Raw genomic sequence first — 25,754 nt, forward strand, 5'->3', positions numbered from 1 at the left:
GGACGCGGGATGACTCCTGCCGTCCCCGCCCTGTCCGCGTCGCTCCCGTCCGGCGGCGCCATCCCGCTGCTGGGCTTCGGGACCTGGCGGCTCGAGGGCCCGGCCGCTCAGCAGTCGGTCGAGCAGGCGTTGGAGGCGGGCTACCGGCACCTGGACACCGCCACGATCTACGGCAACGAGCGGGAGGTGGGCGCGGGGCTGCGCTCGTCGGGAGTGCCCCGCGAGGAGGTCTTCGTGACCACGAAGTGCCCGCCGGACAGGGCCACCGAGGCGCGGGTCGTGCTGGAGCAGTCGCTGGAGGCGCTCGGCCTGGACGCGGTGGACCTGTGGCTCGTCCACTGGCCGCCTGCGGCGCCGGTGCCGCTGTGGGAGCACTTCCTGCACGCTCGTGAGCACGGGCTCGCCACGGACGTGGGTGTCAGCAACTTCAGCCTGGAGCAGCTGGACGAGCTGGAGCAGGCGACGGGGGTGCTGCCGGCCGTGAACCAGGTCAAGTGGAGCCCACTGCTGTACGACCAGGCCGTCGAGAACGGCCACCGCGAGCGGGGCGTCGTCCTGGAGGGCTACAGCGGCCTCAAGGGCGGCACCCTGGAGCACCCCGTCGTCACCGGCACCGCCGCGCGGCTGGGGCGGACCCCGGCGCAGGTCGTCAACCGCTGGCACCTGCAGCACGGCGTGGTCACGATCCCGAAGTCGTCCACCCCGGAGCGGATCCGGTCCAACGCCGACCTCGACGGCTTCTCGCTCAGCCCCGAGGACCTGGCCGCGCTGGACGCTCTGGGCCGATAGGGCCCAGCTGGCAGCGCGGGCACCAGTAGGTCAGCCGTGCGGCGGGCGGCTCGCCCTGCTCCGCCGACAGGACGCGGGTGCCGCAGCGCCGGCACGGACGACCGGCCCGTTCGAACACCCAGTGCTGCTCACCGCCCCGCAGCGAGCCGGTCGTGGACTGCTCCCAGTGCTCGCGGTTGGCCAGCATCAGCCGGCGGCCCTTCTCCACCAGCCCGGGCAGGTCGGGCACGTCCCCGACGGCCACCCACGGCGTCAGGCCGCGCAGGAAGAGCACCTCTGTGCGGTAGAGGTTGCCGAGCCCGGCCAGGTTGCGCTGGTCCAGCAGCGCCAGCCCCACCTCACGCGCCGGGTCGGCTCTGAGCCGGTGCAGCGCCTCCTCGAGGTCCCAGTCCTCGGCGAGCAGGTCCGGGCCGAGGTGCCCCACCGCGGCGCTCTCGTCGGTCACCAGCTCGACGACCGGCAGCCGGTAACCGACCGCCTGCCGGTCGGCGGTCTCGAGGACCACGCGCACCTGCCAGGCCGGCCCGCCGGTCCACCGGTCGCCCGGCCGGTAGAGGTGCCAGGACCCGTCCATCCGGAAGTGGGTGTGCAGCGTCAGCCCGCCGGACAGCCGGGTGAGCAGGTGCTTGCCCCGGGGCACCACCGCGAGCACCGTCCGGCCCGCCAGGTCCACCGTCGCCAGTGACGGGACCCGGAAGTCGCTGCGCGTGAGCCGCTGCCCGGCGAGCGCCTCGTGCAGCCGCTTCGCCGCGAGCCAGACGGTGTCGCCCTCAGGCACGTGCGGATCTCATCGGCCCATCCTGCCGCCCCTGCCGCGCCCCGGAGCCGGAGCAGGCCCGGGCGAGCTTTCCGGGAGTCTCCTCGACCGGTCACCGGGACCGCCGACGCCACAGCAGCAGGAGGTCGGGGGTCCCGCGTCGAACACCACCGGGTGCGCGGCTCGCGCGCCGCACGTTGTGGAAGGACCTCCCTGCATGTCCCGACGCCCCGTCCTGCTCATGGTGGTGGCAGCCTCGCTGCTCGCCGCGGCGCTCACCGTGCCGGCCGTCGCGCACCCGGCCAAGCCGGCCGGCCGGGCAGCCCCGGCGCCGCTGGTCGCCGACGCCGGTGACAGCGCCTTCGTGCAGGCCGGGGAGGTCGTCACGCTGCTCGGCAACGGCTACGGCGGGGCCGGCGGCTACTCCTACGCCTGGACGGCCGACGCCGGCACGCTCCGTATCGGCGACCAGCCGGCCGCCGCGCTCGACACGACGAAGGTCGAGCCGGGCCGGCACACCGTCACGCTCGCCGTGCGGGACTCCTCGGGCCGGAAGGCCACCGACACCGTCACCGTGGTCGTCGCCGAGGCCGCCGGCGAGCGGACCGAGCTGGCGAGCCAGACGGTGGCCGATCCCACGCCCGGGACGTTCGCCACCGGTTCCAGCCGGGAGTTCCCGCTGGTCGTGCCGGCCGGCCTGTCGTCGCTGCGGGTCGCGCTGAAGTGGGCCAACCCGGCCAACGACTACGACCTGGTGCTGCGTGACCCGACCGGCGAGGAAGCTGCCTCCAGCGGCAACGCCCCGCCGGACTTCGAGGAGGCAGAGGTCGCCTCCCCGGTCGGGGGCACCTGGACCGTGCTCGCGACCCGTTGGGCCACCACGGGTGATCCGGCGCTGACGATGACGGCCTCCGTCACGACGGTGGCCGGCGGTGACCCGCGACCGGTCGTCGACGCCGGCGGCCCGTACCGCTTCGTGGACGGCGCGAAGCAGCAGCTGGCGGCGACTCTGACGGGCGGCACCGGGCGGGTCACCGCCGGCTGGGACCTCGACCAGGACGGCGTGACCGACCTGTCCGGGACCACCGTCCGGCCGTCGCTGCCGGCCGGCCGCCACCTGGTGACCTTCCGCGCCAAGGACAGCACCGGCCTGGAGCGCCAGCGCACCACGTCGGTCTTCGTCGGCACGGCCGAGCAGGTCCGCGAGCAGCAGGTCCCGATCACCGTGATCGGGATCGCCGACAGCGGCATCAACCCCTACCACGCCGAGTTCTCCGCCGGGGCCTACCCCGACCCCGAGGTGCTGGAGTTGACCCGCAACTTCACCCGGCACCCGTCGGAGTATCTCCCCGGTTACCCGAAGGACGCCCGGGCGCTGCCGGTCAGCACCGACGCCGGCTACTTGCCCGAGCGTGACGAGTTCCTGTTCGACGGCAACCGGGTCATCTCGCCCGGGCAGCTGTACTGGATCCCCGGCACAAAGATCATCGGCGCGTACGACGCCGGTGGCTCCACCGGTGCGACCAGCGGCGCGGACACCCACCCGATCCTGGACGACAACGGCCACGGCACCGGCTCGTCGTCGGTGTCGGCCGGCAACCGCTACGGCTACTGCCCGACCTGCCTGCTGGTGCACGTCGAGGCGCTCGACGAGAGCGTCGTCGCCGGCTTCGACTGGGTCGACATCAGCTCCAACAGCTTCGGCTACATCGGCGGCCTCCCGATCGGCCCGCTGGTCGGCGACGACGTCACCAAGAAGGCCGCCGAGCGCGGGCAGACGACGCTGTTCGCCGCCGGCAACGGCGTCGGCAACGCCTTCGACGTGCCGATCGTGACCTACGGCTCGGACCAGACCGGCCCGGACTGGAACGTCACCGTCGGCGCGCTGCGCCGCGACAACCAGGGCGCCATCGTCGGCGACGGCATCCCCGCCGACGTCTCCGCCTGGGGCGACGGCAACCTGCCGTCCGCCTGCCGTACGACGATCGTCGGCCAGTGCGCGTTCGGCGGGACCTCGGCGGCCACGCCGTACACCGCCGGCGTCTTCGGCAGCGTGCTGACCGAGGTGCGCGACCGGCTCGGTGACGGCGCGCCCGGGCAGAAGGGCAAGCAGGTCGTGGCCCAGGGCGCGGCGGTCGGCGGCAGCACGTTCCTCGCCGACGGCAAGCTGACCCGCGAGGAGCTGCGCGGCGTGGTGCTCAAGACCACCCAGGCGCTCGAGGAGCCCGGCGCGCAGAGCCGGTTCCCGTTCCCGGCCACCTACACCGGCACCCAGTCGCGGTACGCCTTCGAGGGCTACGGCGCGGCGACCCCGAACAGCGCGACCCGGGCGCTGGCCGTGTTGCTGGGGGAGCAGGGCCTGCCCGACCGGAGCGAGGAGGACGCCTTCTTCCGTGAGGTGTGCGAGCAGCGCTACGACGTCTACGGCGACTTCGACCGCGACGGCGACGGCAAGCCCGACGCCTGCAGCACCGGCTACACCACGGACGAGCGCTTCGACGGCACCGGCGAGCCGACGACCGCCCCGGCGGCTCCCGGGCTCACCGCCTACGACCGGAACCGGGCGCGCTTCGTCCAACCGGCGCCGACGGAGGGTTTCACCTACCAGCTGCACCGGACCAGCGAGCTCGGCGGCGCGAAGCCCGGCGCCGGTGCCGACGGTCCCTGCGCGGCCTCGGACAGCGAGTACATGACGCGGACCGACGCCACGGGTGATCGCGAGCCCTGCTACGGCAGCCGCATCACCTCGGTGGCCGCGGCGTACCGCCCGATTGGCATCTGGGCCGCTGCGGACATGCTCGACGCGCCGCTGCCCGCCGGCTCGAAGGTCACCGCGACCGTCTACCTCGCCACCGAGCAGGCGGCGGCGGAGGTCACCGGCGTGCTCGTCGCGACCGACCGCGAGATCGGGCGGGGGTCCGGCGGGCTGCAGCCCACCCGGCCGACCGCCGACGCCGCGGTCTGCGAGGCGCTCGGTGAGCAGTGCTGGACGAAGTTCGAGATGACCTTCACCACCGACCGGCCGGCCGTCGCGGGGGAGCAGCTGACCTTCCAGGCCGAGCACCTCGGCGTCCGGACCTGGGCCTACGGCTACGAGGGTGCGCACGCCTCGCAGCTCACCGTCACCCCGGCGAAGCTGCCCAGGACCGGGCTGGAGTTCGGCGCGACCATCGACCAGCTCACCGGCGGCACGCGCGGTCGGCCGGTGGTGGCCGGCGGGGCGGTGGCCTTCCCGGATCTGGGCGCCGACCCGCAGGCCGCCGGCTTCCACCCCAGCGTCGAGCACGTGCAGGTGTCCGTCGGCGACCCGACGTTCGCCCGGCCCGTCCACGCGATGCTGGACGCGGCCACGGGGTCCTGGAGCGTCCAGCTGCCGGACGTCGGCGTCGGCTCGCGGGTCTACGTCCGGGCGGTCCGTGACGGGCTGCCTTCGCCGGCCGGGTCGAGGATCCTGAAGCGGCGCTGAGGGGTGCGCCCCCTCCGGTGATCCACACGACCCCCTCCATGATCCACGCGAGCTTTGAGGTGGAATCCCGGGCCGATGCCGCGTCAAACTCCCCGTGGATCACCGGCGGGCTCGCGCGGTGCGTCACCGGAGGGGGTGCGCGGGGTGGAGCTGCCGATCACGCGCGCAGGCGCAGCCCCCGCGGGGTCGGGCGGAACCCGGCGGCCTCCAGCGCCAGCCCCAGCGGGGAGGTCAGCGCCGCCTCGCCGTCGGCCTTGGTCACGGTGAGCCGACCGAGGGCGCCCTCGCGTACGGCCAGCGCGAGCGCGTCGACGGCGGGTCCGAGGCAGCCGTCGTCGTCGCGGAAGCTGAGTAGCGTCCTGCCGCCGCGCTCGACGTAGAGCACCAGCGCGCCGTCGACGAGCACCACCAGCGCCCCGGCCTTGCGGGCCGGCCGGTGCCCGCCCTCGGCCTCCCGCTCCGGCCAGGGCAGCGCGCCGCCGTATGGGTTCGCCGGATCGGTGGCCGCCAGCACCACCGCCCGCGCCTCGTCCCGGCGCCGGCGCTGCTGCGTTGCGTACGCGGAGCTGCCCCGGCCGCCGGGTACCGGCGTCTCCCACGGCGGCTCGTCGCCGGCCGGCTGCGCGGCGGCCAGCGCCCGCATCCGGTCCACGGCTCCCGGTGCGGCGAACTGGGCGGCGCCCAACCCCTCGACGAAGTAGCCGCGGCGGACCCGGCCGGCCTCCTCGAGCGCCTTGAGCACGGCGTAGACGGCGGCGAAGCCGCCCGGCGCGCGCTCGGCCATGACCGCGCCCCGGGTGACGATGCCGTGCCGGTCGAGCAGCGCCACGGCCAGCGCGTGCGTACGACGCGTCGTGTCGACGTCGCGGTCCGGGCGCCGCGACCACCGTCCGGCCACCGTCGGCGGACCGGTACGGGTGGGCAGGACCGACCGGCCGTAGCGGGACCGCTGGCGGACCGGCGCGCGCTTGGAGCTGTGGGCCGTACGGCCTGTGCCGAGCAGCGCGCGCAGCGGGCCGAGGGTGTCATTGGTGAGGTGGCCGGCCCAGACCAGGTCCCACAGCGCGGTCTGCAGCTCGCTGTCCGCCGGCGACTCGACCCGGTCGGCCAGCTGCCGGAAGAACAGCGCCTGGCCGCCCTCGAGCTCGGCCAGCACCCGGTCGTGCAGGGGAGTGGACGACCTCTCCAGCGGCGGCGGGAGCAGCAGGTCGGCGCTGTCGGCCAGCTGCAGCGACACCCACCCGTCGTTGCCGGGCAGCGAGCCCTGGCCGGCCCAGAGCACCTCGCCGGAGGCGGTCAGCTCGTCGAGCATCGAGGGGGTGTAGCCGGCGACGCGGGAGGGGAGCACCAGCGTCTCGAGCGAGGACGCCGGCACAGAGGCGCCCTGCAGCTGTTCGATCGCCCGGAGCAGCGCGTCCGTGCCTCGGCCGCTGGAAACCGAAATGCCCTGCCACTGTGGCAGGAAGCGCGCAAGCGCCTCCGGTGGGACCGGTTCGACCTCCTTGCGCAGCTTGGCCAGTGACCGGCGGCGCAGCGACCGCAGCACCTCGGTGTCGCACCACTCCAGGCCGCTGCCACCTGGACGGAACTCGCCGTGCACGACCCGTCCGCTGACGGCCAGCCGCGCGAGAGCGCCGTCCACCACGGCGATCCCGAGGCCGAAGCGTGCCGCCACCTCGGCCGGGGAGAACGGGCCGTGCGTGCGGGCGAAGCGCGAGACCAGGTCGCCGACCGGGTCCTGCACCGGCTCGAGAAACGCCTCAGCCACCCCGACCGGCAGAGCCGTGCCCAGCGCGTCCCGCAGCCGGCCGGCGTCCTCGACCGCGACCCAGCGCTCCTCACCGGCGATCCGGACCCGCAGCGCCCGGCGCTGGCCCTCCAGCTCGACCAGCCACCCCGACTCGCCGCCACGCTGCTCGACCTCTGCCGTGGTGAGGTCACCGAGCATCCGCAGCAGGTCCGCGACGCCCTCGTGGTCCTTCGCGCGCCGGCCCTCGGCCAGTCGTTGCACCTCGGTCTCGACCTCGGCCAGCGCGTCGGCGTCGATCAGCTCGCGCAGCTCCGCCTGCCCCAGCAGCTCGGCCAGCAACGCGCTGTCGAGCGAGAGTGCCTGGGCGCGCCGCTCCGCCAGTGGGGCATCCCCCTCGTACATGAAGGCGCCGAGGTAGCCGAACAGCAGCGAGCGGGCGAACGGCGATGGCTGGGACGTCTCCACCTCGACGAGGCGGACCCTGCGCGCCTCCACGTCCCTCATCAGCTGGACCAGGCCGGGCACGTCGAACACGTCCTGGAGAACCTCCCGCATCGTCTCCAGGACGACCGGGAAGCTGCCGTACTGCGACGCCACGCCGAGCAGCTGGGCCGACCGCTGCCGCTGCTGCCACAGCGGGGTGCGGCGGGCCGGGTTGCGGCGGGGGAGCAGCAGCGCCCGGGCTGCGCACTCACGGAAGCGGCTGGCGAACAGCGCGCTTCCGCCGACCTCGGTCTGCACGGCCGGCTCGACGTCGTCGGGGGCGAAGACCGCGACCGACCCGTCCGGAGCCTCCTCGGTCTCGGGGAGGCGCAGCACGATGCCGTCGTCGGAGTGCATCGACTGCACGTCCACGCCGTAGCTCTCGCGCAGCCGCGCGGCCAGGGCCAGCGCCCACGGCTGGTTGACCTGTGCGCCGAACGGCGAATGGATCGCCAGCCGCCAGTCGCCGAGCTCGTCGCGGAAGCGCTCGACCAGGATCGTGCGGTCGTCGGGCAGCGTGCCTGTCGCCTCCCGTTGTTCGGCCAGATAGGCGAGCAGGTTCTGTGTCGCGTTCAGGTCCAGCCCGGCGTCGGTCAACCGCGCCGTCGCCTCGTCCGGCGTCATCGCCGACAGCTCACGCAGGAACGCGCCGAGGGCGCGGCCGAGCTCGACCGGCCGGCCGGGTGCGTCGCCGTGCCAGTACGGCATCCGCCCCGGCTGTCCCGGCGCCGGTGTGACGAGGACCCGGTCGTGGGTGATGTCCTCGATCCGCCACGCGCTGGATCCCAGCAGGAAGATGTCGCCGACCCGCGACTCGTAGACCATCTCCTCGTCGAGCTCGCCGACGCGGGAGCCCTTGTCGCCGACCAGGAACACGCCGAACATCCCGCGGTCGGGAATGGTCCCACCGGAGGTGACCGCCAGCCGCTGCGCACCGGGCCGCCCGGCGAGGGTGCCGGTGACGCGGTCCCAGGTGATGCGCGGCCGCAGCTCGGCGAAGTCGTCGCTGGGGTAGCGGCCGGACAGCATGTCGAGCACCGCCTCGAGCGCGCTCTGCGGCAGGGCGGCGAACGGCGCCGCGCGGCGCACGACGGCGGCGAGATCGTCGAGCTGCCAGGCCTCCAGCGCGCACATGGCCACGATCTGCTGGGCCAGCACGTCCAGCGGGTTGCGCGGGTAGGTGGTGGCCTCGATACCGCCGCCCGTCATGCCTTCCGCGACCACGGCGCACTGGACCAGGTCGCCCCGGTACTTCGGCAGGATGACACCCCGGCTGATCGCGCCCACCTGGTGGCCGGCGCGGCCGATCCGCTGCAGACCGGAGGCCACGCTCGGCGGCGACTCCACCTGTACGACCAGGTCGACCGCGCCCATGTCGATGCCGAGCTCGAGACTGCTCGTGGCGACCACCGCCGGTAGCCGGCCGGACTTCAGCGCCTCCTCGATCGACAGCCGCTGCTCACGCGACACCGACCCGTGGTGGGCGCGGGCGATCTCGAGGACCTCCCCGCCTGCGGGCGTGCCGTTGCCCCATGGCGCGCTGCCTGCGCCGACCCCGCCCTGTCCGGGATGTGCTGCGGGACAAGCCCTTGCGTCATGCTCGATGAGCGGCAAGACGCTCCCCTCAGCATGACGCAAGGACTCCGTCCGCTCGGTCGCGATCTCGTTGAGCCGGCTGGTGAGCCGCTCGGCCTGCCGGCGGCTGTTGCTGAACACGATGGTCGCCCGGTGGGATGCGATCAGGTCGACGATGCGCTCCTCGAGCGCCGGCCAGATCGAGGAGCGCGGCTCGCTGCCGGCCGCCGAGCCTCCGCGTACCGGACCGGTGCTCTCGCCGAGCGCGCTCATGTCCTCGACCGGGACGACGATCTGCACCTCGATGGTCTTGTTGCTCGGCGGCTGCACCACGACCACCTCGCGGGTGCCGCCGAGGAAGCGCGCGACCTCGTCGACCGGGCGGACCGTCGCCGACAGCCCGATGCGCTGCGCCGGCCGGTCCAGCAGCTCGTCCAGCCGTTCCAGCGACAGCGCGAGGTGCGCCCCGCGCTTGCTCCCGGCGACAGCGTGCACCTCGTCGACGATGACCGTCTGCACGCCGCGCAGCGATTCCCGGGCAGCGCTGGTCAGCACCAGGAACAGCGACTCCGGCGTGGTGATGAACACGTCCGGCGGGACCCTGTTGAACCGGCGTCGCTGCTCGGCCGGGGTGTCACCGGAGCGGATCCCGACGGTGATGTCGGGCACCGGCAGGTCGAGCCGCTGGGCGGCCTGCCGGATGCCGGTGAGCGGGGCGCGCAGGTTGCGTTCGACGTCGACGGCCAGCGCCTTGAGCGGGCTGACGTACAGCACCCGGCAGCGGTGCCGCGGCTCCTGCGCAGGCGGGGTGGACGCGAGCCGGTCCAGCGACCACAGGAAGGCGGACAGCGTCTTACCGCTGCCGGTCGGCGCGACGACCAGGGTGTCCCGGCCGCTGGAGATGGCGTCCCACGCGCCTTCCTGAGCGGGCGTGGGCGCCTCGAAGGCGTCGTGGAACCAGGCCCGCGTCGCGGGGGAGAAGCGGGCGAGCGCGGTCACGTCCCCATTGTCGACCGGCCGTTCTTCTGGAGCCAGGAGCGGACGTACGAACACTGCGGCTCGATGCTGAGCCCCTCACCGCGGGCCCAGTTGGCGGCGGTCTCCACGATGCGGCCGGCGATGCCGCGTCCCTCGAGGTGACGCGGGACCACGGTGTGGGTCATGACCGCCGTCCCGCCTGTCCGCTCGTAGGTCAGGAAGGCGACGGCGCCCTCGACCTCGGCCTCGAAGCGGGAGCGCTCGGGCAGGTGCACCACGTCGACGTCCATGCCTCGCGCCCTGCCCCGGCGGGCGGGTGCTCAGCCGTGCGGATCGTCCTCGAGTTCCACCCCGGCGACTCCCGCCAGCAGCACGGTCCGTCGGCACCGGGTGCTCGTCCGGTCGGTGCCTATCGTGGATCGGGTGCGGCTGAGCGAGTTCTGGAAGCGGATGGAGAGCCGGTTCGGCGTGTCGTACGCCCGCTCCTACGCCACCGACCAGGTCCTCGCGACGCTCGGCGGCCGTACGGTCGAGCGGGCCCTCGCGGACGGCGACGACGCGAAGACGGTCTGGCGGGCGGTGTGCGAGGCGACGCAGGCGCCGGCTTCCGAACGATGAGCCCGGCGTGTCGCCCGGTTTCGAACGGGCGTTCGGGCTAGCGTCTGCCTCGTCCGGGTGTCCACAGAGCGGCTGCACCTCCTTCCGAAGTGTCGGGGGTCGCTCCTAGCGTCACCGCCGATCGGACCGCAGCTACGGGCGCCAGCTCGTCGACCAACGGAGAAGCAGATGGCAGGACCGGATCGCGAGAAGGCGCTGGAGATGGCGCTGGCCCAGATCGACAAGAGCTTCGGCAAGGGCTCGGTGATGCGTCTGGGCGACGAGGTGCGGGTGCCGATCGGGGTGATCCCGACCGGCTCGATCGCGCTCGACGTGGCCCTCGGGATCGGCGGCCTGCCGCGCGGTCGGGTGGTGGAGATCTACGGACCGGAGAGCAGCGGGAAGTGCCTGACGGCCGATACCCACGTGTGGACGGACATCGGCCTGGAGACGGTTGCAGAACTCTTCACGCGCGCCGGCATGAAGGCCAGTTGCACGTCGCGCGTCACGGACGTCCAGGAGCTCGGACTGCGTGCGGTCAACGAGCGCGGCGAGCTCGAGAGCGTGGCCGCACTGACCCACAACAATCGCAAGCCGGTGCTCGACGTGAGACTTGCCTCCGGCCGAGGCGTCAAGGCGACGCACAACCACCCGCTGCGTGTCGTGAGCGAGCGTGGCTTCGTCGTGTGGCGCAACGCCGGTGACATCAAGGTCGGCGACACGGTGGTGTCCGCAACCTTCGGTGCGGTGGAGGCCGCGAGCGGGGACGGCGTCAGTGAAGGGCTCGCCGTGTTCCTCGGCTACCTCATCGCCGAGGGCACCCTGACGAGTCGCACGAAGATCCGCTTCACGAACAAGGACGCTGACGTCGCCGCCGAATACCTCTCCCTTGTCGAGCAGCACTTCCCCGGCATGGAGGTCCGCTGCTACAACGACCAGGAGTACGACATCCTCAAGCCGACCGTGCTGCGGGAGTCCCTCCGGCACGAGTACGGCCTGGATCTCGTGACGGCGCACCACAAGACGGTGCCGTACGTCATCCGAACCGCGGGCCACAAGGCGCAGCGTGCCTTCCTGTCGGCGCTGTTCGAAGGCGACGGTTGGATCGACGTCTCGTCCACGGTCGGTCTCGGAACCGCGTCGGAGCAGCTCGCCCACGAGGTTCAGCTCCTGCTGCTCGGCCTCGGCGTACCGAGCACGGTGGCGGCGACCTGGCGCGAGGACTATCAGCGCCACTACTGGTCGGTGACGATCAATCCTGCTTCGGCGCAGCGTTTCCTGGACGAGGTCGGCTTCCGATCCCCACGTCGTCGGGCCCAGGTGGCGCGCAACTTCCGGGCTTCCGTTCGCGACCCGCAGTTCGAGAACATCCCGCATCTGTCAGGTCTCATCAAGGACCTGCGCGACGACATCGGCGGCGACCGTGACTTCGACCGCATCGCCGGCGACCTCTTCCGCACGGAGATGGACCTCAGTTGTTCGCGTACCAGACTGGCCCGCATCGTCGCCTGGGCCGACCTCCACCGCGAACGGCTGTCCTCCGGGGGGCGTGCTGTGCTCGAGCATCTTGCCGGTCTCACCGCGGCGCGGCAGACGTACGAGAAGGTCGTGGCGGTCGAGGACGCCGGCCTGCAGCCGACCTTCGACCTGATGCTGCCGCAGACGCACAGCTTTCTGGCCAACGGCGTGCTGTCCCACAACACCACGGTGGCGCTGCATGCGGTGGCGAACGCGCAGGCGCTGGGCGGTATCGCGGCGTTCATCGACGCCGAGCACGCGCTTGATCCGGACTACGCCAAGAAGTTGGGCGTCGACACCGATGCCCTGCTGGTCTCGCAGCCGGACACGGGGGAGCAGGCCCTCGAGATCGCCGACATGCTGGTCCGCTCCGGTGCACTCGACATCATCGTCATCGACTCGGTGGCCGCCCTCGTGCCGCGAGCCGAGATCGAGGGGGAGATGGGTGACAGCCACGTGGGACTGCAGGCCCGCCTCATGAGCCAGGCGCTGCGCAAGATGACCGGTGCGCTGAGCAACACGAATACCACCGCAATCTTCATCAACCAATTGCGGGAAAAGATAGGAATTATGTTCGGTTCGCCCGAGACGACCACGGGCGGAAAGGCTTTGAAATTCTATGCGTCTGTGCGGATCGACGTCCGCCGGATCGAAACCCTCAAGGATGGTACGGACGCCGTCGGAAACAGAACCCGTGCAAAAATCGTCAAGAACAAGGTCAGCCCCCCTTTCAAAATTGCGGAATTCGACATCATCTACGGCCACGGCATCAGCCGCGAGGGCTCGCTGGTCGACATGGGCGTCGAACACGGCATCGTGCGGAAGAGCGGTGCCTGGTACACCTACGAGGGCGACCAGCTCGGCCAGGGCAAGGAGAACGCGCGCGCCTTTCTGCGCGACAACCCCGACCTCGCCGACGAGATCGAGAAGCGCATCAAGGAGAAGCTCAACATCGGTCCGCAGCTCGATGCAGAGGCCGAGATGCCCGCGCCGGTCCCGGTCGACCTTTAGTGGGCTTCGCCTCGCGGCCGTCGCCGTCCCGCTCCTCCTCGCGAGCGCGCGGGCGAGACGGCCGCGACGGCGTTCCCGACCAGGGGACTGCCTGGACCACGCCCCCCGCCGACCCGGTCGACACCGCTCGGCAGATCTGCCTGCACCAGCTGGAGTACGCCCCGCGTACCCGCGCCGAGCTGGCCGTTGTGCTCCGCAAGAAGGGTGTCGAGGACGACGTCGCTGAACAGGTGCTGAGCCGGTTCACCGAGGTCGGCATGATCGACGACGCGCTGTTCGCGCAGATGTGGGTCACCTCGCGCCACCGCGGCAAGGGGCTGGCCGGCCGTGCCCTGTCCCAGGAGCTGCGCCGCAAGGGGGTGGCCGACGGCGACGTGGCCGAAGCTGTCGCCATGATCGATCCCGACGTGGAGCTCGCGACCGCCCGCGCGCTGGTGGACCGCAAGCTGCGGACCACCGCCGGTCTGGCCACCGACGCCCGGGTGCGCCGGCTCGCCGGCATGCTCGCCCGCAAGGGTTACCCGGCGGGCCTCGCCTTCCGGGTGGTCCGGGAGGCGCTGGCTGCCGAGGGCGAGGAGGCCGAGCTGGGCTTCGACGAGCTGCAGGTGCTGGACGAGTGATCGCTTGCTGGGCACTCAGCTCTAGCGTCTGAACCACGCAGCTGCCCGGGGCCGATCTCCTGGACGACCTCAGGATCAGGCAGGTGGCCGCCAGGGTGGATCCACATATCTGCAGGCACACCTGCCTGCTCGGCTGCCCACGCCTGCGCCCATCCTCGCTCGGGGCAACCTGTTTCTCCGTAGTTCAGAAGCATCGGCGTGCGCCGTGCTGCAGCCTGCAGGTGACGATGCGGGAGCGCGGCCGCGGCGACCTGAGGCTGGATGAGAAGGGCACCTATGTGGCGTCGGCTCGTCGGCAGTTGATCTTCTGGATGCTGGATTCGCAGCAGACGCGCCGGCGTGTCCGCTGCCGATCCAGCAACCAGAAGATCACCAGGCGTGAAGATCTTGGTCGGCCCGCACGGGTAGTGGCGGCGCGCGCCTGTTGCAGAACGGCTTCTGCATCGTCCGCGAAGAGCACCTATGTGACGTCGACGCTTTGCCCGGTCGTCCTAGGGAAACTGCCTGTCGTCGTTCTCATGGTGCTGCTGCCACCCAGACGCCTCGCGATGCGCCTGCCGGTTCCGGCGTTGACGCCGTAGCGAACCCTCAGTCGCGCGGTACTCGGCGAGGGCGAAGCCCGCCGTGAGGGCGAGAACTGAGCCGATGCCCAGCGCGGCGACATCCACGCCCAGGGCCGCCAGCAACAACACGAAACCGAGGCAGACGACCAGCGCGGTCAGCCAGTTGAGCGTCGTCCCGTTTCGCATCTGTCAACCCGTCGCAGCGGTTGGTGGTCCTAAACAGTCCCGTCGCAAGACCGCAGCCTAGTCCTGATGCTCTGAGACGTTGCAGGCCTTGCGATCGGGCAGCCGCTACCGGCGCGTCAACCGCGCCGGGGTGGGCCGACATGAGACCAAGATCTTCGGAACATCCACAGGGCCAGGGTCCTGTGGATGTTCCGAAGATCTTGCTCCGGCCTCGGCGGCACGTTGTGCCACAGTCAGCGGAGTCAGACCGACGCGTTGCTGAGGGGGACGACTGCCGTGACCCCCCGACAATGGCCGGCGCTGTGCCGCCGCCGCCCGCTGCGCCGCCGCCGCCCGCTGCGCCGGCCCCACCCGCTGTGCCACCCGCTGGGCCACCCGCTGCGCCACCGAACGCCATGAAGCGCCGTCGGTTCTCCCTCGCCCTCCTCGCCCTGGGCGTGGCCGCGGCGTCGGCGGCGTTCGTCTTCCCGGTCACCGCGGACGGCTACGGCTCCTGCGGACCGGCCGGAAGCTGGTTCCCGTACCTGGGGGATCCCTCCGGCCCGACGGACCTACCGGAGATCTACGCCGAGCACGTCGCCTGTGGGCAGGCCGCGGCCGTGCCGCACCTCGTCCTGGTCATCAGCCTGCTCGTCGTCGTGGTCTGTCTGGCTGCCCTGCTCGTCCAGCGATCCCGGCTGCCGTAGCCCAGACCGATCAGCGCACACCTGCCAGCGCACACCTGCCAGCGCACACCTGCCAGCGCACACCTGCCAGCGCACGTATGTCACCGCACGCATGTCGTACTCCGCCTCGGGCAGGATCGGCCCCATGATTGCTCCGGCCGAGCCAGGCGCCCTCCGGCTGCCGGAGGCGCTGCAGGTGCTGCGCGACGAGGTCGACCGGGTCGAGCTCGCCCTGGCCACGCCGGACCGTGACGCCGCACACAGCGCCGCGCGGGCGGTCGTGGACCAGGTCGACGACTACCTGCTGCCGCGGCTGCGGGACCTCGACGCCCCGCTGCTGACCGTCGTCGGCGGTTCCACCGGCGCGGGCAAGTCGACCCTCGTCAACAGCATCCTGGGCGCGACGGTCACCGCGCCCGGCGTGCTGCGCCCGACCACCCGGGCCCCGGTGCTCGTCTGCGCCGCGGCCGATGTGTCGTACTTCTCCGACGAGCGCGTCCTGCCCGGCCTGGCCCGCACCACCGGCACCGGTCCCGACGCCGGACCGGGCGCCCTCCGGCTCGTCCCGCACCCCGACCTTCCCTCGGGCCTGGCCCTGCTCGACGCCCCCGACGTCGACTCGGTCGTCGAGTCCAATCGCGCGCTGGCCGGGCAGTTGCTGGCCGCCGCCGACCTGTGGGTCTTCGTCACCACAGCTGCCCGCTACGCCGACGCCGTCCCGTGGGACCTGCTGCGTACGGCTCAGGAGCGCGGCACCGCGCTGGCCGTCGTGCTGGACCGGGTGCCGCCCGAGGCGGTGACCGAGGTGCGCGACGACCTGGCCGCCATGCTGCACCGCGCCGGCCTCGACAGCGCCCGGCTGTTCGTTGTCGAGGAGCGCCCGCTCGTCGCCGGTCTCCTGCCGCCGGACCAGGTCGCGCCGCTGCGCGACTGGCTGCACACGCTGGCCGCCGACCAGGAGCAGCGTGCCGCTGTCGTGCGCCAGACGTTGTCCGGTGCGCTGGACAGCCTCACCGGCCGGGTCGAGCAGCTCGCCGTTGCCGTCCACGCGCAGGACGTCGCGGCGGGCGCACTGGCCGACGCGGTGCAGGCGGCATACGACACGGCAGTCGCGGGTGTCGACGACGGCATGCGCAGCGGCATCCTGTTGCGTGGCGAGGTGCTCGCGCGCTGGCAGGAATTCGTCGGCACGGGGGAGTGGATGCGCAGCCTGCAGGCGCAGGTGGGGCGGCTGCGTGACCGGGTCGCGGCTGCGGTCACCGGTCGGCCGGCGCCCGGTGAGGGACTCAAGGTCGCGCTCGAGAGCAGCGTCGGGCAGCTGCTGCGTACCGAGGCCGACCGTGCCGCGGAGCGCGCCGCCACCTCCTGGCGCGGTCTGCCCGGCGGCAGCGGGCTGCTCGGCGACCGGCTCCGCGAGCTGGAGACCGTCAGCCCCGGCTTCGCTGCAGCCGCGCAGGACGAGGTGCGCGACTGGCAGGGTTACGTCCTCGACCTCGTACGCCGCGAGGGCGCGGGCAAGCGCTCGACCGCAAGGGTCCTCAGCCTCGGCGTCAACGGGGCCGGACTCGTCGTCATGGTCGCCGTCTTCGCGCACACCGGAGGCCTGACCGGCGGTGAGGTGGCGGTGGCCGGGGGCACCTCGGCGCTGGGCCAGCGGCTGCTCGAGGCGGTCTTCGGCGACGCCGCCGTGCGATCGCTGGCGGCCAAGGCCCGGGAGGACCTGCGCGACCGGACCAGCCGGCTGCTCCGCAGCGAGCAGGCCCGCTTCGACGCGCTGCTGAACGCGGCCACGCCTGTTCCGGGCAGCGCCGGGCGGCTCCGGGCGGCTGCGGCGGCGCTGGCCACCGCCCGCCGCGCACAGGCGCCCGCGTGAGGCGGCCCGGCCCGTGCAGGAGGGAGCGGTGAGGCGGCGTGAGCTGCCGCTGACCGACCGGCTCGCCGCGCTGCGTGAGGCGGTCGAGCTGGCCGAGGAGCGCCTCGACGTCCCCGAGGTCGGCTCCGCCCGTGCGCTGCTGGCCAAGGCCGGCGCCCGCGAGGCCCTGGGCGACGCGACCGTCGTGGCGCTGGCCGGCGCGACCGGCAGCGGCAAGTCGACGCTGTTCAACGCGCTCGTGGGTGCCGAGGTCTCCACGCCGGGCGTACGCCGGCCCACGACCGGCGTGGCCCATGCCGCCGTGTGGGGCAGCGACCCGGCCGACCGGCTGCTCGACTGGCTGCAGGTCCCGCGACGGCACCTGGTCGAGGCCCGCGACGAGCAGCTCGACGGCCTGGTGCTGCTCGACCTGCCCGACCACGACTCCACCGTCGTCGAGCACCGGCTGGAGGTGGACCGGCTGGTGCAGCTGGTCGACGTGCTGGTGTGGGTGCTCGACCCGCAGAAGTACGCCGACGCGGCCGTCCACGACCGTTACCTGGCGCCGTACGCCGACCACGCCGGCGTCCTGCTGGTCGTGCTGAACCAGGCCGACCGGCTCGACGAGGCGGCGGCGAAGGCCTGCCTGAGCGACCTGCGCGGCCTGCTGGACGCCGAGGGGCTGCAGGCCACGCCACTGCTGGCCGCCGCCGGACGCACCGGCGCCGGCCTGCCCGAGCTCCGCGCCGAGCTGGGCCGGCGGGTGAGCGCCCGGCGCGCCGCCACGGACCGGCTCGTCGCCGACGCCCGCACTGCCGCGCGCGCCCTGCAGGCGCATTGCGGCGAGAGCGGCGACCCGCTGGCCGAGGCCGATCGCCGCCAGCTGATCGGTGCCCTCGCCGGCGCGGCCGGTGTGCCGACGGTGGTCGGCGCTGTGGAGCGCTCGGCTCGCCGTGACGGCCGCGCGCACACCGGTTGGCCGCTGGTCCGCTGGACGGCCAAACTCCGCCCGGACCCGCTCCGCCGCCTGCACGTCGGCAGCGCCGAGTCCCGCACCAGCCTGCCGCCTGCCACCGGCGCGCAGCAGGTGGCGGTCAGCAGCGCCCTGCGCCGGGTGCGCGACGCCGCCGGCGACCGCCTCCCGCAGGCCTGGCGTGACGACCTGCGTCGCACCGTCGAGGCGCGCGAGGAGCGGCTGGCCGACCGGCTCGACCGCGCCGTCGCCGGTGCCCAGCCCACCGCGGGCCGCACCCCGCTCTGGCAGCGGGTCGTGGGCGGCCTGCAGTGGCTGCTGGCGCTCACGGCCCTGGCCGGCGGCCTGTGGCTGCTGGCCCTGGTCGGTCTGGGCTTCCTGCAGCTCGCCGACGTCGTCCCCCTGCCGCGGGTGGAGGGCATCGCGCTGCCGACGCTGCTCCTGGGCGGCGGGCTGCTGTGCGGCTTCCTGGTGTCGGTGCTGGCACGGCCGTTCGTGCGGGCCTCAGCGCGCCGGCGGGCCGGACGGACCGAGCGCCGGCTGCACCAGGCCGTGGAGCAGGTCACCGAGCAGGAGCTGCTCGAGCCGCTGGCGCGGGAAGTGGCTGCCCACAGCGACTTCTGCGCGGCCCTGCAGCGCGCAGCGCAGTAGTCGCCGCGCCGCCGCCGCAGCCGCGTGCTCCCACACCGTGATCAACGCCGGTTTTCGTACGGTCCTGGTCGACGATTTTCGTACGAATCCCGGCGTTGATCAGCCTGTGGGGGAGCTCATCTGGTAGCGCGCAGTCGCGCGTTCGCTGCGCCCATGACGCCCCGTGCCAACGCCGCGGGGTCAGCGTCGTCGGCCACCGGAAGGTTCAGCACCGTCAGCCACGGCCCCGTCCGCATGACGGCCAGGTAGCTCGCGCGCCCGCCGCACGACTCGCAGGCGTAGGTGGTGCGCACCAGCACCAGGTCCGGCGACTGTTCCACCACCTCGTGCGTCGCAACGCTGAGCACGACGCGCGGCTCCGCCGGCCAGTCCAGGATCTCCTCTTCTGGGCAGGCACGAATGGCCTCGACATGCGCCGCGAGCTGCCTTGCTGCTTCGGCGTCATCCGGGTGGCGGACCGTGGACTGCTGCACGAGCGCACCATCCGCGTCGCGCACCAGCCGGGCCCATCCGCCCACGTCCGGGTAGCCCTGCGGCAGCCCGGTCGTCGCGGCGCGCATGCACTCGGTGAGGCCGCCCTCCGGGTCGGTGAGCTCGTCGACGCTCCACGCACCGAGGCCGGCGGCCGCCAGGTCCTGTGCCCGGAGCAGGCCAGCCGCACCGACTGCGGTCGGGTCGTCCGCCGCCGCCGGCTCGGGCGCGGCAAAGGGGCCGCCCGCCACCTCGGCCGCGGCAGCGTCGGCGAGCGGAGGGATGCCGTCCAGCTCGAAGGAGCGGATCGCGACTCCGCTCAGCACCGCGCCGATGCGCTCGATCGCGAAGACGACCGTGTCGTCTCCCTGACGGGACGTGCCGTACCTGCGCGACGGTCCCGAGCCGGGCACACCCGGCTGCAGCTGATAGGCCGGCATCGACTCGCCACATGACTCGATCGAGGAGATGACCCGGCGAAAGGCGTCCTGGGCCTCCGCCCCGTTGCTGTAGGCCTTCAACGAGTGGGCGAAGGTCTCCGGCGGAGGGCCGTCCAGGAACCGCAGCGCCGTCTCGGCAGGAGATCCGAACACTGCCGGACCGTCAAAGCAGCCGGCCGGCAGCGGATCGAACGGCAGGTCGTAGGTCGCGCGCAGCCGCCAGTTGCCGCCGCGGATCTGTGCGACGTCCTCGGGGTCGAGCAGCGAGGCGGACAACCCCTCCTTCTCGCCAGGTCCAGGATCCCCGACCGGCGGCACGACGCGATCCGCGCCTCCGGTGAGGGCCGCCCCGGCCGTGACGGCAAGCGCCAGCACCAGAGCACCGGTGAGGGCGAGCACAGCGCGGCTGCGCCTGGCCCGCTGCGCACCGCGGGCGCGGGCGGCCGCGGCGCCCGGCAGTGGCCCGCTGGGCATCCGGTCGAGGGCCGCCAACCGGTCGGCGAGCTCGTCGTACTCAGGCATCGCTGTGCTCCTCGTCGCGCAGCAGAGAGGCGAGCGTGGCGCGCCCGCGGGACAGCCGGGCCTTCACGGTGCCGTCCGGTACGTCGCACTCGACGGCGACCTCGGCGACCGACAGACCCATCACGTGGTGGAGCACGATCGCTCGCCGCTGCGGCTCCGGGATCTGGCGCAAGGCAGCCACGAGCGCGACGTGGTCCGGCTGCAGCGGCGGCACCTCCGGAGGCGGCCCGTGTCGGCGCAGCTTGCCCAGTCCCACCTTCGCCCGCCGAACCCGGGACACGGCCAGCCGCCAGGCGACCTGCCGCACCCATGCCTCGGGAGAGTCGTACGTCCGGATCGTGCCCCAGCGCTGCCAGGCCCGGGCGTAGGCCTCCTGTACGACGTCCTGCGCCTCGGCGACATCGCCGGTCATCGCGTGCAGCGCCCGCGTCACCCGCTCGGACGACGACGCGTAGAACATGTCGAAGTCGGTGTCGGCGCCGCTCACGCTCTGCACATCCTCCACACGCACGGCACACGGCAACGGTTGCATGGACGGGCCTTCGACGTGGAGTGGCAGGCTGAGCGCAACCCGTCCGCGAACCCCCTGGAGCGACCGTGCACTCCGCGTCCGTCCCCGTACCGCCCCGCCTGCGCCTCGGCGGCCGATCGCTGTCGGTGGTCGGCCGCGCCCGGATCTACGTCTGCGGCGTGACGCCCTACGACGTGACGCATCTTGGCCACGCCGCCACCTTCGTGTGGGTGGACGCCGCCGACCGGCTGCTGCGGCGGCTGGGTGTGCAGGTCGAGGTCTGCCGCAACGTCACCGACGTCGACGACGTGCTCTTCCAGGCCGCCTCGCGGGCCGGCGCGCAGTACGACCGGTTCGCGGCTGTGCAGCAGTGGCACTTCGAGCGCGACATGGACGCCCTCGGCGTCCGGCGGCCGGCGTACGAGCCACGCGCCCACAGCTACGTCACCCAGGTCGTCGAGCTGGCCGCCGCCCTGATCGACAACGGTGCGGCCTACGTCTCCGCCGGCAGCGTCTACTTCCGCGGCGCCGCGGTCCCGGGCGGGCACGGCCTGCTCCGGGACGAGGCGGAGAAGTTGCTGGCGGCGGGCGGCGGGCGCAACGACGACCCGGCGAAGGCCGACGTGCTGGACCAGGCGGTCTGGCAGGCCAGCGCTGCGGGCGAGCCGGCCTGGCCGTCCCCCTGGGGCCCGGGCCGCCCGGGCTGGCACGCCGAATGCACCGCGATGGCGCTGTCGACCTACGGCTCGTCGCTGGACCTGCACGCCGGCGGCGCCGATCTGCGCTTCCCGCACCACGCGTACGAAGCGGCGCAGGCCGAGGCGGCCACCGGAGTGACGCCGTTCGCCCGCTCCTGGCTGCACGTCGGGACGGTGCGGCTCGAAGGCGAGAAGATGGCCAAATCGGTCGGCAACCTCGTCTTCGCCGCCGACCTGGTCGAGCGGACCAGTGGGCCGGCCGTCCGGACCCTCCTGCTCGACCGGAACTACGCCACCCCGTGGGACTACACCGACGCCGCGCTCGAGCAGGCGGGTGTCCGCCTCGACGCGCTGCGGTCCGCGGCCGGCAAGCCACACGGCATCGAGACCGGGCCGCAGGCCGTTCTCGACGCGCTGGTCGACGACCTCGACGTCCCGCGCGCGCTCGACATCGCGATTGAGGACGGCGGCCAGGCCGCACGCGACCTGATCGGCCTGCTGGCGCTCTGACCGCGCACCTGTCCGGCCGCGGCCCGGGCATCAGATCGTCGTGCTCCCCGAGGCGCATCGGGTGCTGCCCGTCTCGCAGATCGTGTACGTGACGGTGCCCGTACCGCTCCAGTTCTCGGTCAGGCTGCCGTCGTTGGCGGTGGCGAAGGTGCTGCCGCTGCGGGTCACGTCGACCTCCGCGCCGGCGAATCCCTTCCACGTCACGGTCACCGGTGTGACGCCGCGCTTCTTCTGCCCGGCGGTGACCGTCACCTCCGGCACGCTCTCGCTGACCGTGACGTCCTGCGTGCGGCTGTCGGAGCCCAGCGCATTGGCCACCGCCAGCGTCACCTCGTAGGTCCCGGCCGCAGCGAAGGTGTGCGTGTACGTCGGGGTGGTCGCGACCTGCTGCCCCTCGATCGACCAGGTCCAGGAGGTGGGGGTCCCGGTGCTGGTGTCGGTGAAGGTGCAGGACAGGCCGCTGCAACTGCTCGTGAAGTCGGCGCCGGGCGAGGCGGGCGCCGGTGGCACCAGCAGTGCGCCGGCGTCCAGCCGCCCTCCCGTCACGGTCCGGCCGGCCAGCGAGGCGGTGGCGGCGGTGGAGGACAGCAGCGCCTGCCGGACGTCCGCGGCGCTGCTGCCCGGGTTCGCCGCCGTGTACAACGCCACCGCCCCGGTGACGTGCGGGGTCGCCATCGACGTCCCGTTGTAGGAGGAGTAGCCGTTGTACGCGGTGGTGGACCAGATCCCGACCCCCGGCGCACCCAGGTCGACGGTCTGCGCTCCGTACTGGCTGAACGACGCCAGTTCACCGGTGCTGTCGATCGCGGCGACCGCGACGACCGCGTCGTAGCCGGCGGCCGCCGTCGTGTCGTAGTTCGAGGGGTAGGAGGCGTCGGTGTCGTTGTCCGTGCCGCTGTTGCCGGCGGCGGCGACGAACAGGATCTCCCGCTCGGCTGCCCGCACGATGGCGTCGAGCATCGCCTGCGAGAAGCCGCCGCCTCCCCAGCTGTTGCTGGTGGCGACCAGGTTCAGCCCGTGCCGCGTCTTGAGGTCGGTGAAGTAGTCGACGGCCTGTACGGCGTCGGCCAGCGACCCGCCGCGCCGGCCGAGGAACTTGCCGCTGATCAGCTGGGCGCCCCAGCTGACGCCGACGACGCCCTCCGTGTTGCTGGCTGCCGCGATCGTCCCGGAGACGTGGGTGCCGTGGTCGTCCAGGCTGCCCCGGGTGCCGCCGTCGTAGACGGTGTTGTCGTCACCGTCGAAATCCCAGCCGTGCACGTCGTCGACGTAGCCGTTCCCGTCGTTGTCGACGCCGTCGCCAGGCGCGTCGTAGGGATTGGTCCACACCTGACCGGCCAGGTCCGGGTGGTCGTACTGGATGCCCTCGTCGATGACGCCGATCAGGACCGTGCCCGTCGCCGGTGCTGTGCCGAGGTGCCCCGCGGCCCAGGCCTCGGCCGCCTGGCTGCCGTAGCGGTTCGAGGGTGCGCCGGCGTCGCCGTACATCCCCCACAGCCGGCCGTCGGTGAAGTAGGGGTCGCTGGAGGTCGCCTGGTGCGTGTAGAGCCAGTTCGGCTCGGCGTAGGCCACCGCCGGGTCGCTCTCGAGCTCACCGATGGCCTGCTCACGGTCCTTGCCCCTCGGCAGGCGGACCAGCTCGACAGCGGTGCGGTCGGCGCCCGCCTGCACCACCTGCTCCTGCCGCTGTGCGCCGGCGCGGCTGCGGGCCCGCTCGCGGTCCTGGGCGTTCGCCCCGGCGACGTAGCCGACCAGCAGCTCGTCCGGCACGGCGGCAGCGGCCTGGCCGGCCGGCGGTGGCGGCGCGGCGACAGCCGGCCCGGAGACCGCCAGTCCGGTCGCGGCCAGGGCGGCGATGCACAGCAGGGACAGCGGACGGCGCACGGGAACTCCTGACGAGGGCCGGGAGCCGCACTGTGACAGCTGACGGCGAACTTGGTGGGACTTCGCGAGAAGCGACCCGAACGGACCAGCGCCGGTCGGTCCGCGGGCGTCGCTCACGCCGCGGACGCCCCCTTCCGCTGGTCGGTCCGCTACCGTCCTCGCACGTGGACGAGCACCCCGGCGACGAGCGGCCGGAGGTGGTGTTCGAGCGGCCGACGGTCGCCGACGGCGGCGCGCTGTGGCGGATCGCCCGCGACTCCCGGACGCTGGACCTGAACTCCTCCTACAGCTACCTGCTCTGGTGCCGGGACTTCGCACACACCTGCGTCCTGGCCCGCTGCGGCGGCGAGGCCTGCGGCTTCGTGATCGGCTACCGGCGGCCGGAGGCCGGCGACACGCTGTTCGTCTGGCAGGTCGCCGTGGACGCGGAACGGCGCGGCCAACGGCTGGCCCGCCGGATGCTCGACCACCTGGTCGACCGACCTGCGCCGCAGCCGGTCCGCTGGCTGGAGACCACCATCACGGCCGACAACGCCGCTTCCGTGGCGCTGTTCACCGGCTTCGCGCGGGCTCGCGGCGCGTCGCTGAGCAGGGACGTGCTGTTCTCTGCGGCGCACTTCCCGGACGGCCACCAGGCCGAGCTGCTCTTCCGGATCGGTCCGCTGGGCGAGTAGCCGGCTGCCGGTCCCGTAGCACATGGCTGATGCGACAACGGTGTGACGGTTCTGTGCGAAAGCCGTGACACGCCCCTTCCCAGGGTGAGCTGGCTGTGTCTGTTTCGCTAGGTTGTCCCCAGTCAGTGGCGCACCCGGCTGCACTACGGGTCAGGGGCGACGCGCCACCGTTCATGTAGCGGTCGAAGATCACGACGCAGTCCGCTGCGCCGGTCTTCTCGAGGTGGAAGCGGTCGCCCCGCCACCTCGCTCAGCCTCCTCGCGAGGGGGAGCGCCGGCGCCCGGAGCCCGGCCTCCACGGGCAGGCCGCTGCTGAACCCCTGGAGGATCATGAATATTTTCGAGTCACTCGAGTCAGACGTACGCAGCTACTGCCGCGGCTGGCCGGTCGTCTTCGACCGCGCACAGGGCAGCGAGGTCTTCGACGAGTCCGGCCGCGCGTACCTCGACTTCTTCGCCGGCGCCGGTGCCCTCAACTACGGCCACAACCCGCGTCCGCTCAAGCAGGCGCTGCTCGAGTACCTCGGGCGGGACGGCATCACCCACAGCCTGGATCAGTACACCGTGGCCAAGCGGACCTTCCTCGAGCGCTTCTCCGAGGTGGTCCTGACCCCCAGAGGCCTCGACTACAAGGTCCAGTTCCCCGGGCCGACCGGCACCAATGCGGTGGAGGCGGCGCTCAAGCTCGCCCGCAAGGTGACCGGCCGCGAGTCCGTCGTCAGCTTCACCAACGCCTTCCACGGCATGACGCTGGGTTCCCTCGCCGTGACGGGCAACTCGATGAAGCGCGGCGGCGCAGGTATCCCGCTCGTGCACGCCACGCCGATGCCGTACGACAACTACCTCGACGGACGTACGCCGGACTTCCTGTGGTTCGAGAGCCTGCTGAGCGACAGCGGGAGCGGGCTGAACAAGCCGGCCGCCGTGATCGTCGAGACCGTGCAGGGCGAGGGCGGCATCAACGTCGCGAGCCCGGAGTGGCTGCGCGCCCTGGCCGACCTCTGCGCACGCCACGACATCCTGCTCGTGGTGGACGACGTGCAGGCGGGCTGTGGTCGCACCGGCCCGTTCTTCAGCTTCGAGTCGGCCGGCATCACGCCGGACATCGTCTGCCTGTCCAAGTCGCTCAGCGGCTACGGGCTCCCCCTGGCGCTCACGTTGTTCAGGCCGGAGCTCGACGTCTGGGAGCCGGGCGAGCACAACGGCACCTTCCGCGGGCACAACCCGGCCTTCGTCACCGGCGCCGCCGCGCTGGACTTCTGGGCCGACGGCACCCTGGAGGTCGACACGTCGGTCAAGGGGGAGCAGGTGTCGACCGGGCTGGCCACCATCGCCTCGCGGCACGAGAGTGACATCGTGGACGTGCGCGGTCGCGGGCTGCTGTGGGGTATGGAGTTCGCCGACCGGGCCGTGGCGCCGGCGGTGTGTGCCGATGCCTTCGACAGCGGGCTGCTGGTCGAGACCTCGGGCCCGGACGGCGAGGTGGTCAAGGTGATGCCGCCGCTGACCACCACACCCGAGGAGCTGGAGCGGGGTCTGGACATCCTCGCCAGGTCGATCAAGCAGGTCTGCTCTGCGGCTCCGGCCGCCTGACAGCGCGAAGGAAGAAC

Annotated in this window: 17 protein-coding genes and 3 pseudogenes; 14 read left to right on the forward strand and 6 right to left on the reverse strand. The window is 72.8% G+C overall.

The window, feature by feature from the left end; translation table 11 throughout:
* The first annotated feature begins 9 nt into the window (after window positions 1-9).
* Entirely contained in the window at window positions 10-789 is a 780-nt protein-coding gene (locus tag WD794_08650; GenBank protein ID MEX2290379.1) for an aldo/keto reductase, read from the forward strand.
* Here the strand turns inward: WD794_08650 and WD794_08655 are convergent.
* The gene (locus WD794_08655; GenBank protein ID MEX2290380.1) at window positions 746-1,567 is read right to left on the reverse strand and encodes a DNA-formamidopyrimidine glycosylase family protein; all 822 of its coding nucleotides are present in this window, start codon (window positions 1,565-1,567) and stop codon (window positions 746-748) included. The genes WD794_08650 and WD794_08655 overlap by 44 nt on opposite strands.
* Window positions 1,568-1,763: 196 nt before the next feature.
* On the opposite strand from WD794_08655, the gene WD794_08660 reads away from it, so the two are divergent.
* Window positions 1,764-5,012 carry a S8 family serine peptidase gene (locus tag WD794_08660; protein MEX2290381.1) on the forward strand — a complete coding sequence of 1,083 codons (3,249 nt, stop codon included), beginning with the start codon at window positions 1,764-1,766 and terminating at the stop codon, window positions 5,010-5,012.
* A gap of 157 nt (window positions 5,013-5,169) precedes the next feature.
* Here WD794_08660 and WD794_08665 read toward each other — a convergent pair whose 3' ends face one another.
* Window positions 5,170-9,819, reverse strand: a complete 4,650-nt coding sequence (locus WD794_08665) for an ATP-dependent helicase (GenBank protein MEX2290382.1) — start codon at window positions 9,817-9,819, stop codon at window positions 5,170-5,172.
* Window positions 9,816-10,088, reverse strand: coding sequence for a GNAT family N-acetyltransferase (locus WD794_08670; GenBank protein MEX2290383.1), 273 nt, complete (start codon window positions 10,086-10,088; stop codon window positions 9,816-9,818). Before WD794_08670 ends, WD794_08665 begins: the two co-directional genes overlap by 4 nt.
* 115 nt (window positions 10,089-10,203) lie before the next feature.
* Here WD794_08670 and WD794_08675 point away from each other — a divergent pair, with 115 nt between their 5' ends.
* From WD794_08675 to WD794_08715, 9 genes and pseudogenes are all read left to right on the forward strand, one after another.
* Window positions 10,204-10,416 carry a DUF3046 domain-containing protein gene (locus WD794_08675; GenBank protein ID MEX2290384.1) on the forward strand — a complete coding sequence of 71 codons (213 nt, stop codon included), beginning with the start codon at window positions 10,204-10,206 and terminating at the stop codon, window positions 10,414-10,416.
* A 168-nt stretch (window positions 10,417-10,584) separates the two neighbouring features.
* Window positions 10,585-10,800: pseudogene (locus WD794_08680) on the forward strand (DNA recombination/repair protein RecA).
* Between the two features lie 3 nt (window positions 10,801-10,803).
* Window positions 10,804-12,093: pseudogene (locus WD794_08685) on the forward strand (LAGLIDADG family homing endonuclease).
* A gap of 3 nt (window positions 12,094-12,096) precedes the next feature.
* A pseudogene (recA, locus tag WD794_08690) lies at window positions 12,097-12,924 on the forward strand (recombinase RecA).
* Entirely contained in the window at window positions 12,924-13,544 is a 621-nt protein-coding gene (locus tag WD794_08695) for a regulatory protein RecX (protein MEX2290385.1), read from the forward strand. Before recA ends, WD794_08695 begins: the two are co-directional and overlap by 1 nt.
* 221 nt (window positions 13,545-13,765) lie before the next feature.
* The gene (locus tag WD794_08700; protein MEX2290386.1) at window positions 13,766-14,125 is read left to right on the forward strand and encodes a hypothetical protein; all 360 of its coding nucleotides are present in this window, start codon (window positions 13,766-13,768) and stop codon (window positions 14,123-14,125) included.
* 563 nt (window positions 14,126-14,688) lie between these two features.
* Complete coding sequence (locus tag WD794_08705; protein MEX2290387.1) at window positions 14,689-14,979, forward strand: hypothetical protein; 291 nt, start codon at window positions 14,689-14,691, stop codon at window positions 14,977-14,979.
* Window positions 14,980-15,103: 124 nt separating this feature from the next.
* Window positions 15,104-16,831, forward strand: a complete 1,728-nt coding sequence (locus tag WD794_08710) for an ABC transporter (protein MEX2290388.1) — start codon at window positions 15,104-15,106, stop codon at window positions 16,829-16,831.
* A 28-nt stretch (window positions 16,832-16,859) separates the two neighbouring features.
* Entirely contained in the window at window positions 16,860-18,434 is a 1,575-nt protein-coding gene (locus WD794_08715) for a GTPase (GenBank protein MEX2290389.1), read from the forward strand.
* A 116-nt stretch (window positions 18,435-18,550) separates the two neighbouring features.
* On the opposite strand, the gene WD794_08720 is transcribed toward WD794_08715, so the two are convergent.
* Both WD794_08720 and WD794_08725 read right to left on the reverse strand, forming a co-directional pair.
* Entirely contained in the window at window positions 18,551-19,867 is a 1,317-nt protein-coding gene (locus WD794_08720; protein MEX2290390.1) for a hypothetical protein, read from the reverse strand.
* Window positions 19,860-20,354, reverse strand: coding sequence for a SigE family RNA polymerase sigma factor (locus tag WD794_08725; protein MEX2290391.1), 495 nt, complete (start codon window positions 20,352-20,354; stop codon window positions 19,860-19,862). Before WD794_08725 ends, WD794_08720 begins: the two co-directional genes overlap by 8 nt.
* Window positions 20,355-20,464: 110 nt before the next feature.
* Between WD794_08725 and WD794_08730 the strand changes: the two genes are divergently transcribed.
* Window positions 20,465-21,586: a cysteine--1-D-myo-inosityl 2-amino-2-deoxy-alpha-D-glucopyranoside ligase gene (locus tag WD794_08730; GenBank protein MEX2290392.1), complete on the forward strand. Its 1,122-nt coding sequence runs from the start codon at window positions 20,465-20,467 to the stop codon at window positions 21,584-21,586.
* 30 nt (window positions 21,587-21,616) lie between these two features.
* Here the strand turns inward: WD794_08730 and WD794_08735 are convergent, their stop codons facing one another.
* Entirely contained in the window at window positions 21,617-23,470 is a 1,854-nt protein-coding gene (locus WD794_08735; GenBank protein ID MEX2290393.1) for a S8 family serine peptidase, read from the reverse strand.
* Between the two features lie 164 nt (window positions 23,471-23,634).
* Here WD794_08735 and ectA point away from each other — a divergent pair, with 164 nt between their 5' ends.
* Complete coding sequence (gene ectA / locus WD794_08740; GenBank protein MEX2290394.1) at window positions 23,635-24,144, forward strand: diaminobutyrate acetyltransferase; 510 nt, start codon at window positions 23,635-23,637, stop codon at window positions 24,142-24,144.
* A 330-nt stretch (window positions 24,145-24,474) separates the two neighbouring features.
* Window positions 24,475-25,737: a diaminobutyrate--2-oxoglutarate transaminase gene (ectB, locus tag WD794_08745; protein ID MEX2290395.1), complete on the forward strand. Its 1,263-nt coding sequence runs from the start codon at window positions 24,475-24,477 to the stop codon at window positions 25,735-25,737.
* The last annotated feature ends 17 nt before the right edge of the window (window positions 25,738-25,754 follow it).

This window comes from Mycobacteriales bacterium, from assembly GCA_040902655.1.
Lineage (GTDB): Bacteria > Actinomycetota > Actinomycetes > Mycobacteriales > SCTD01 > SCTD01.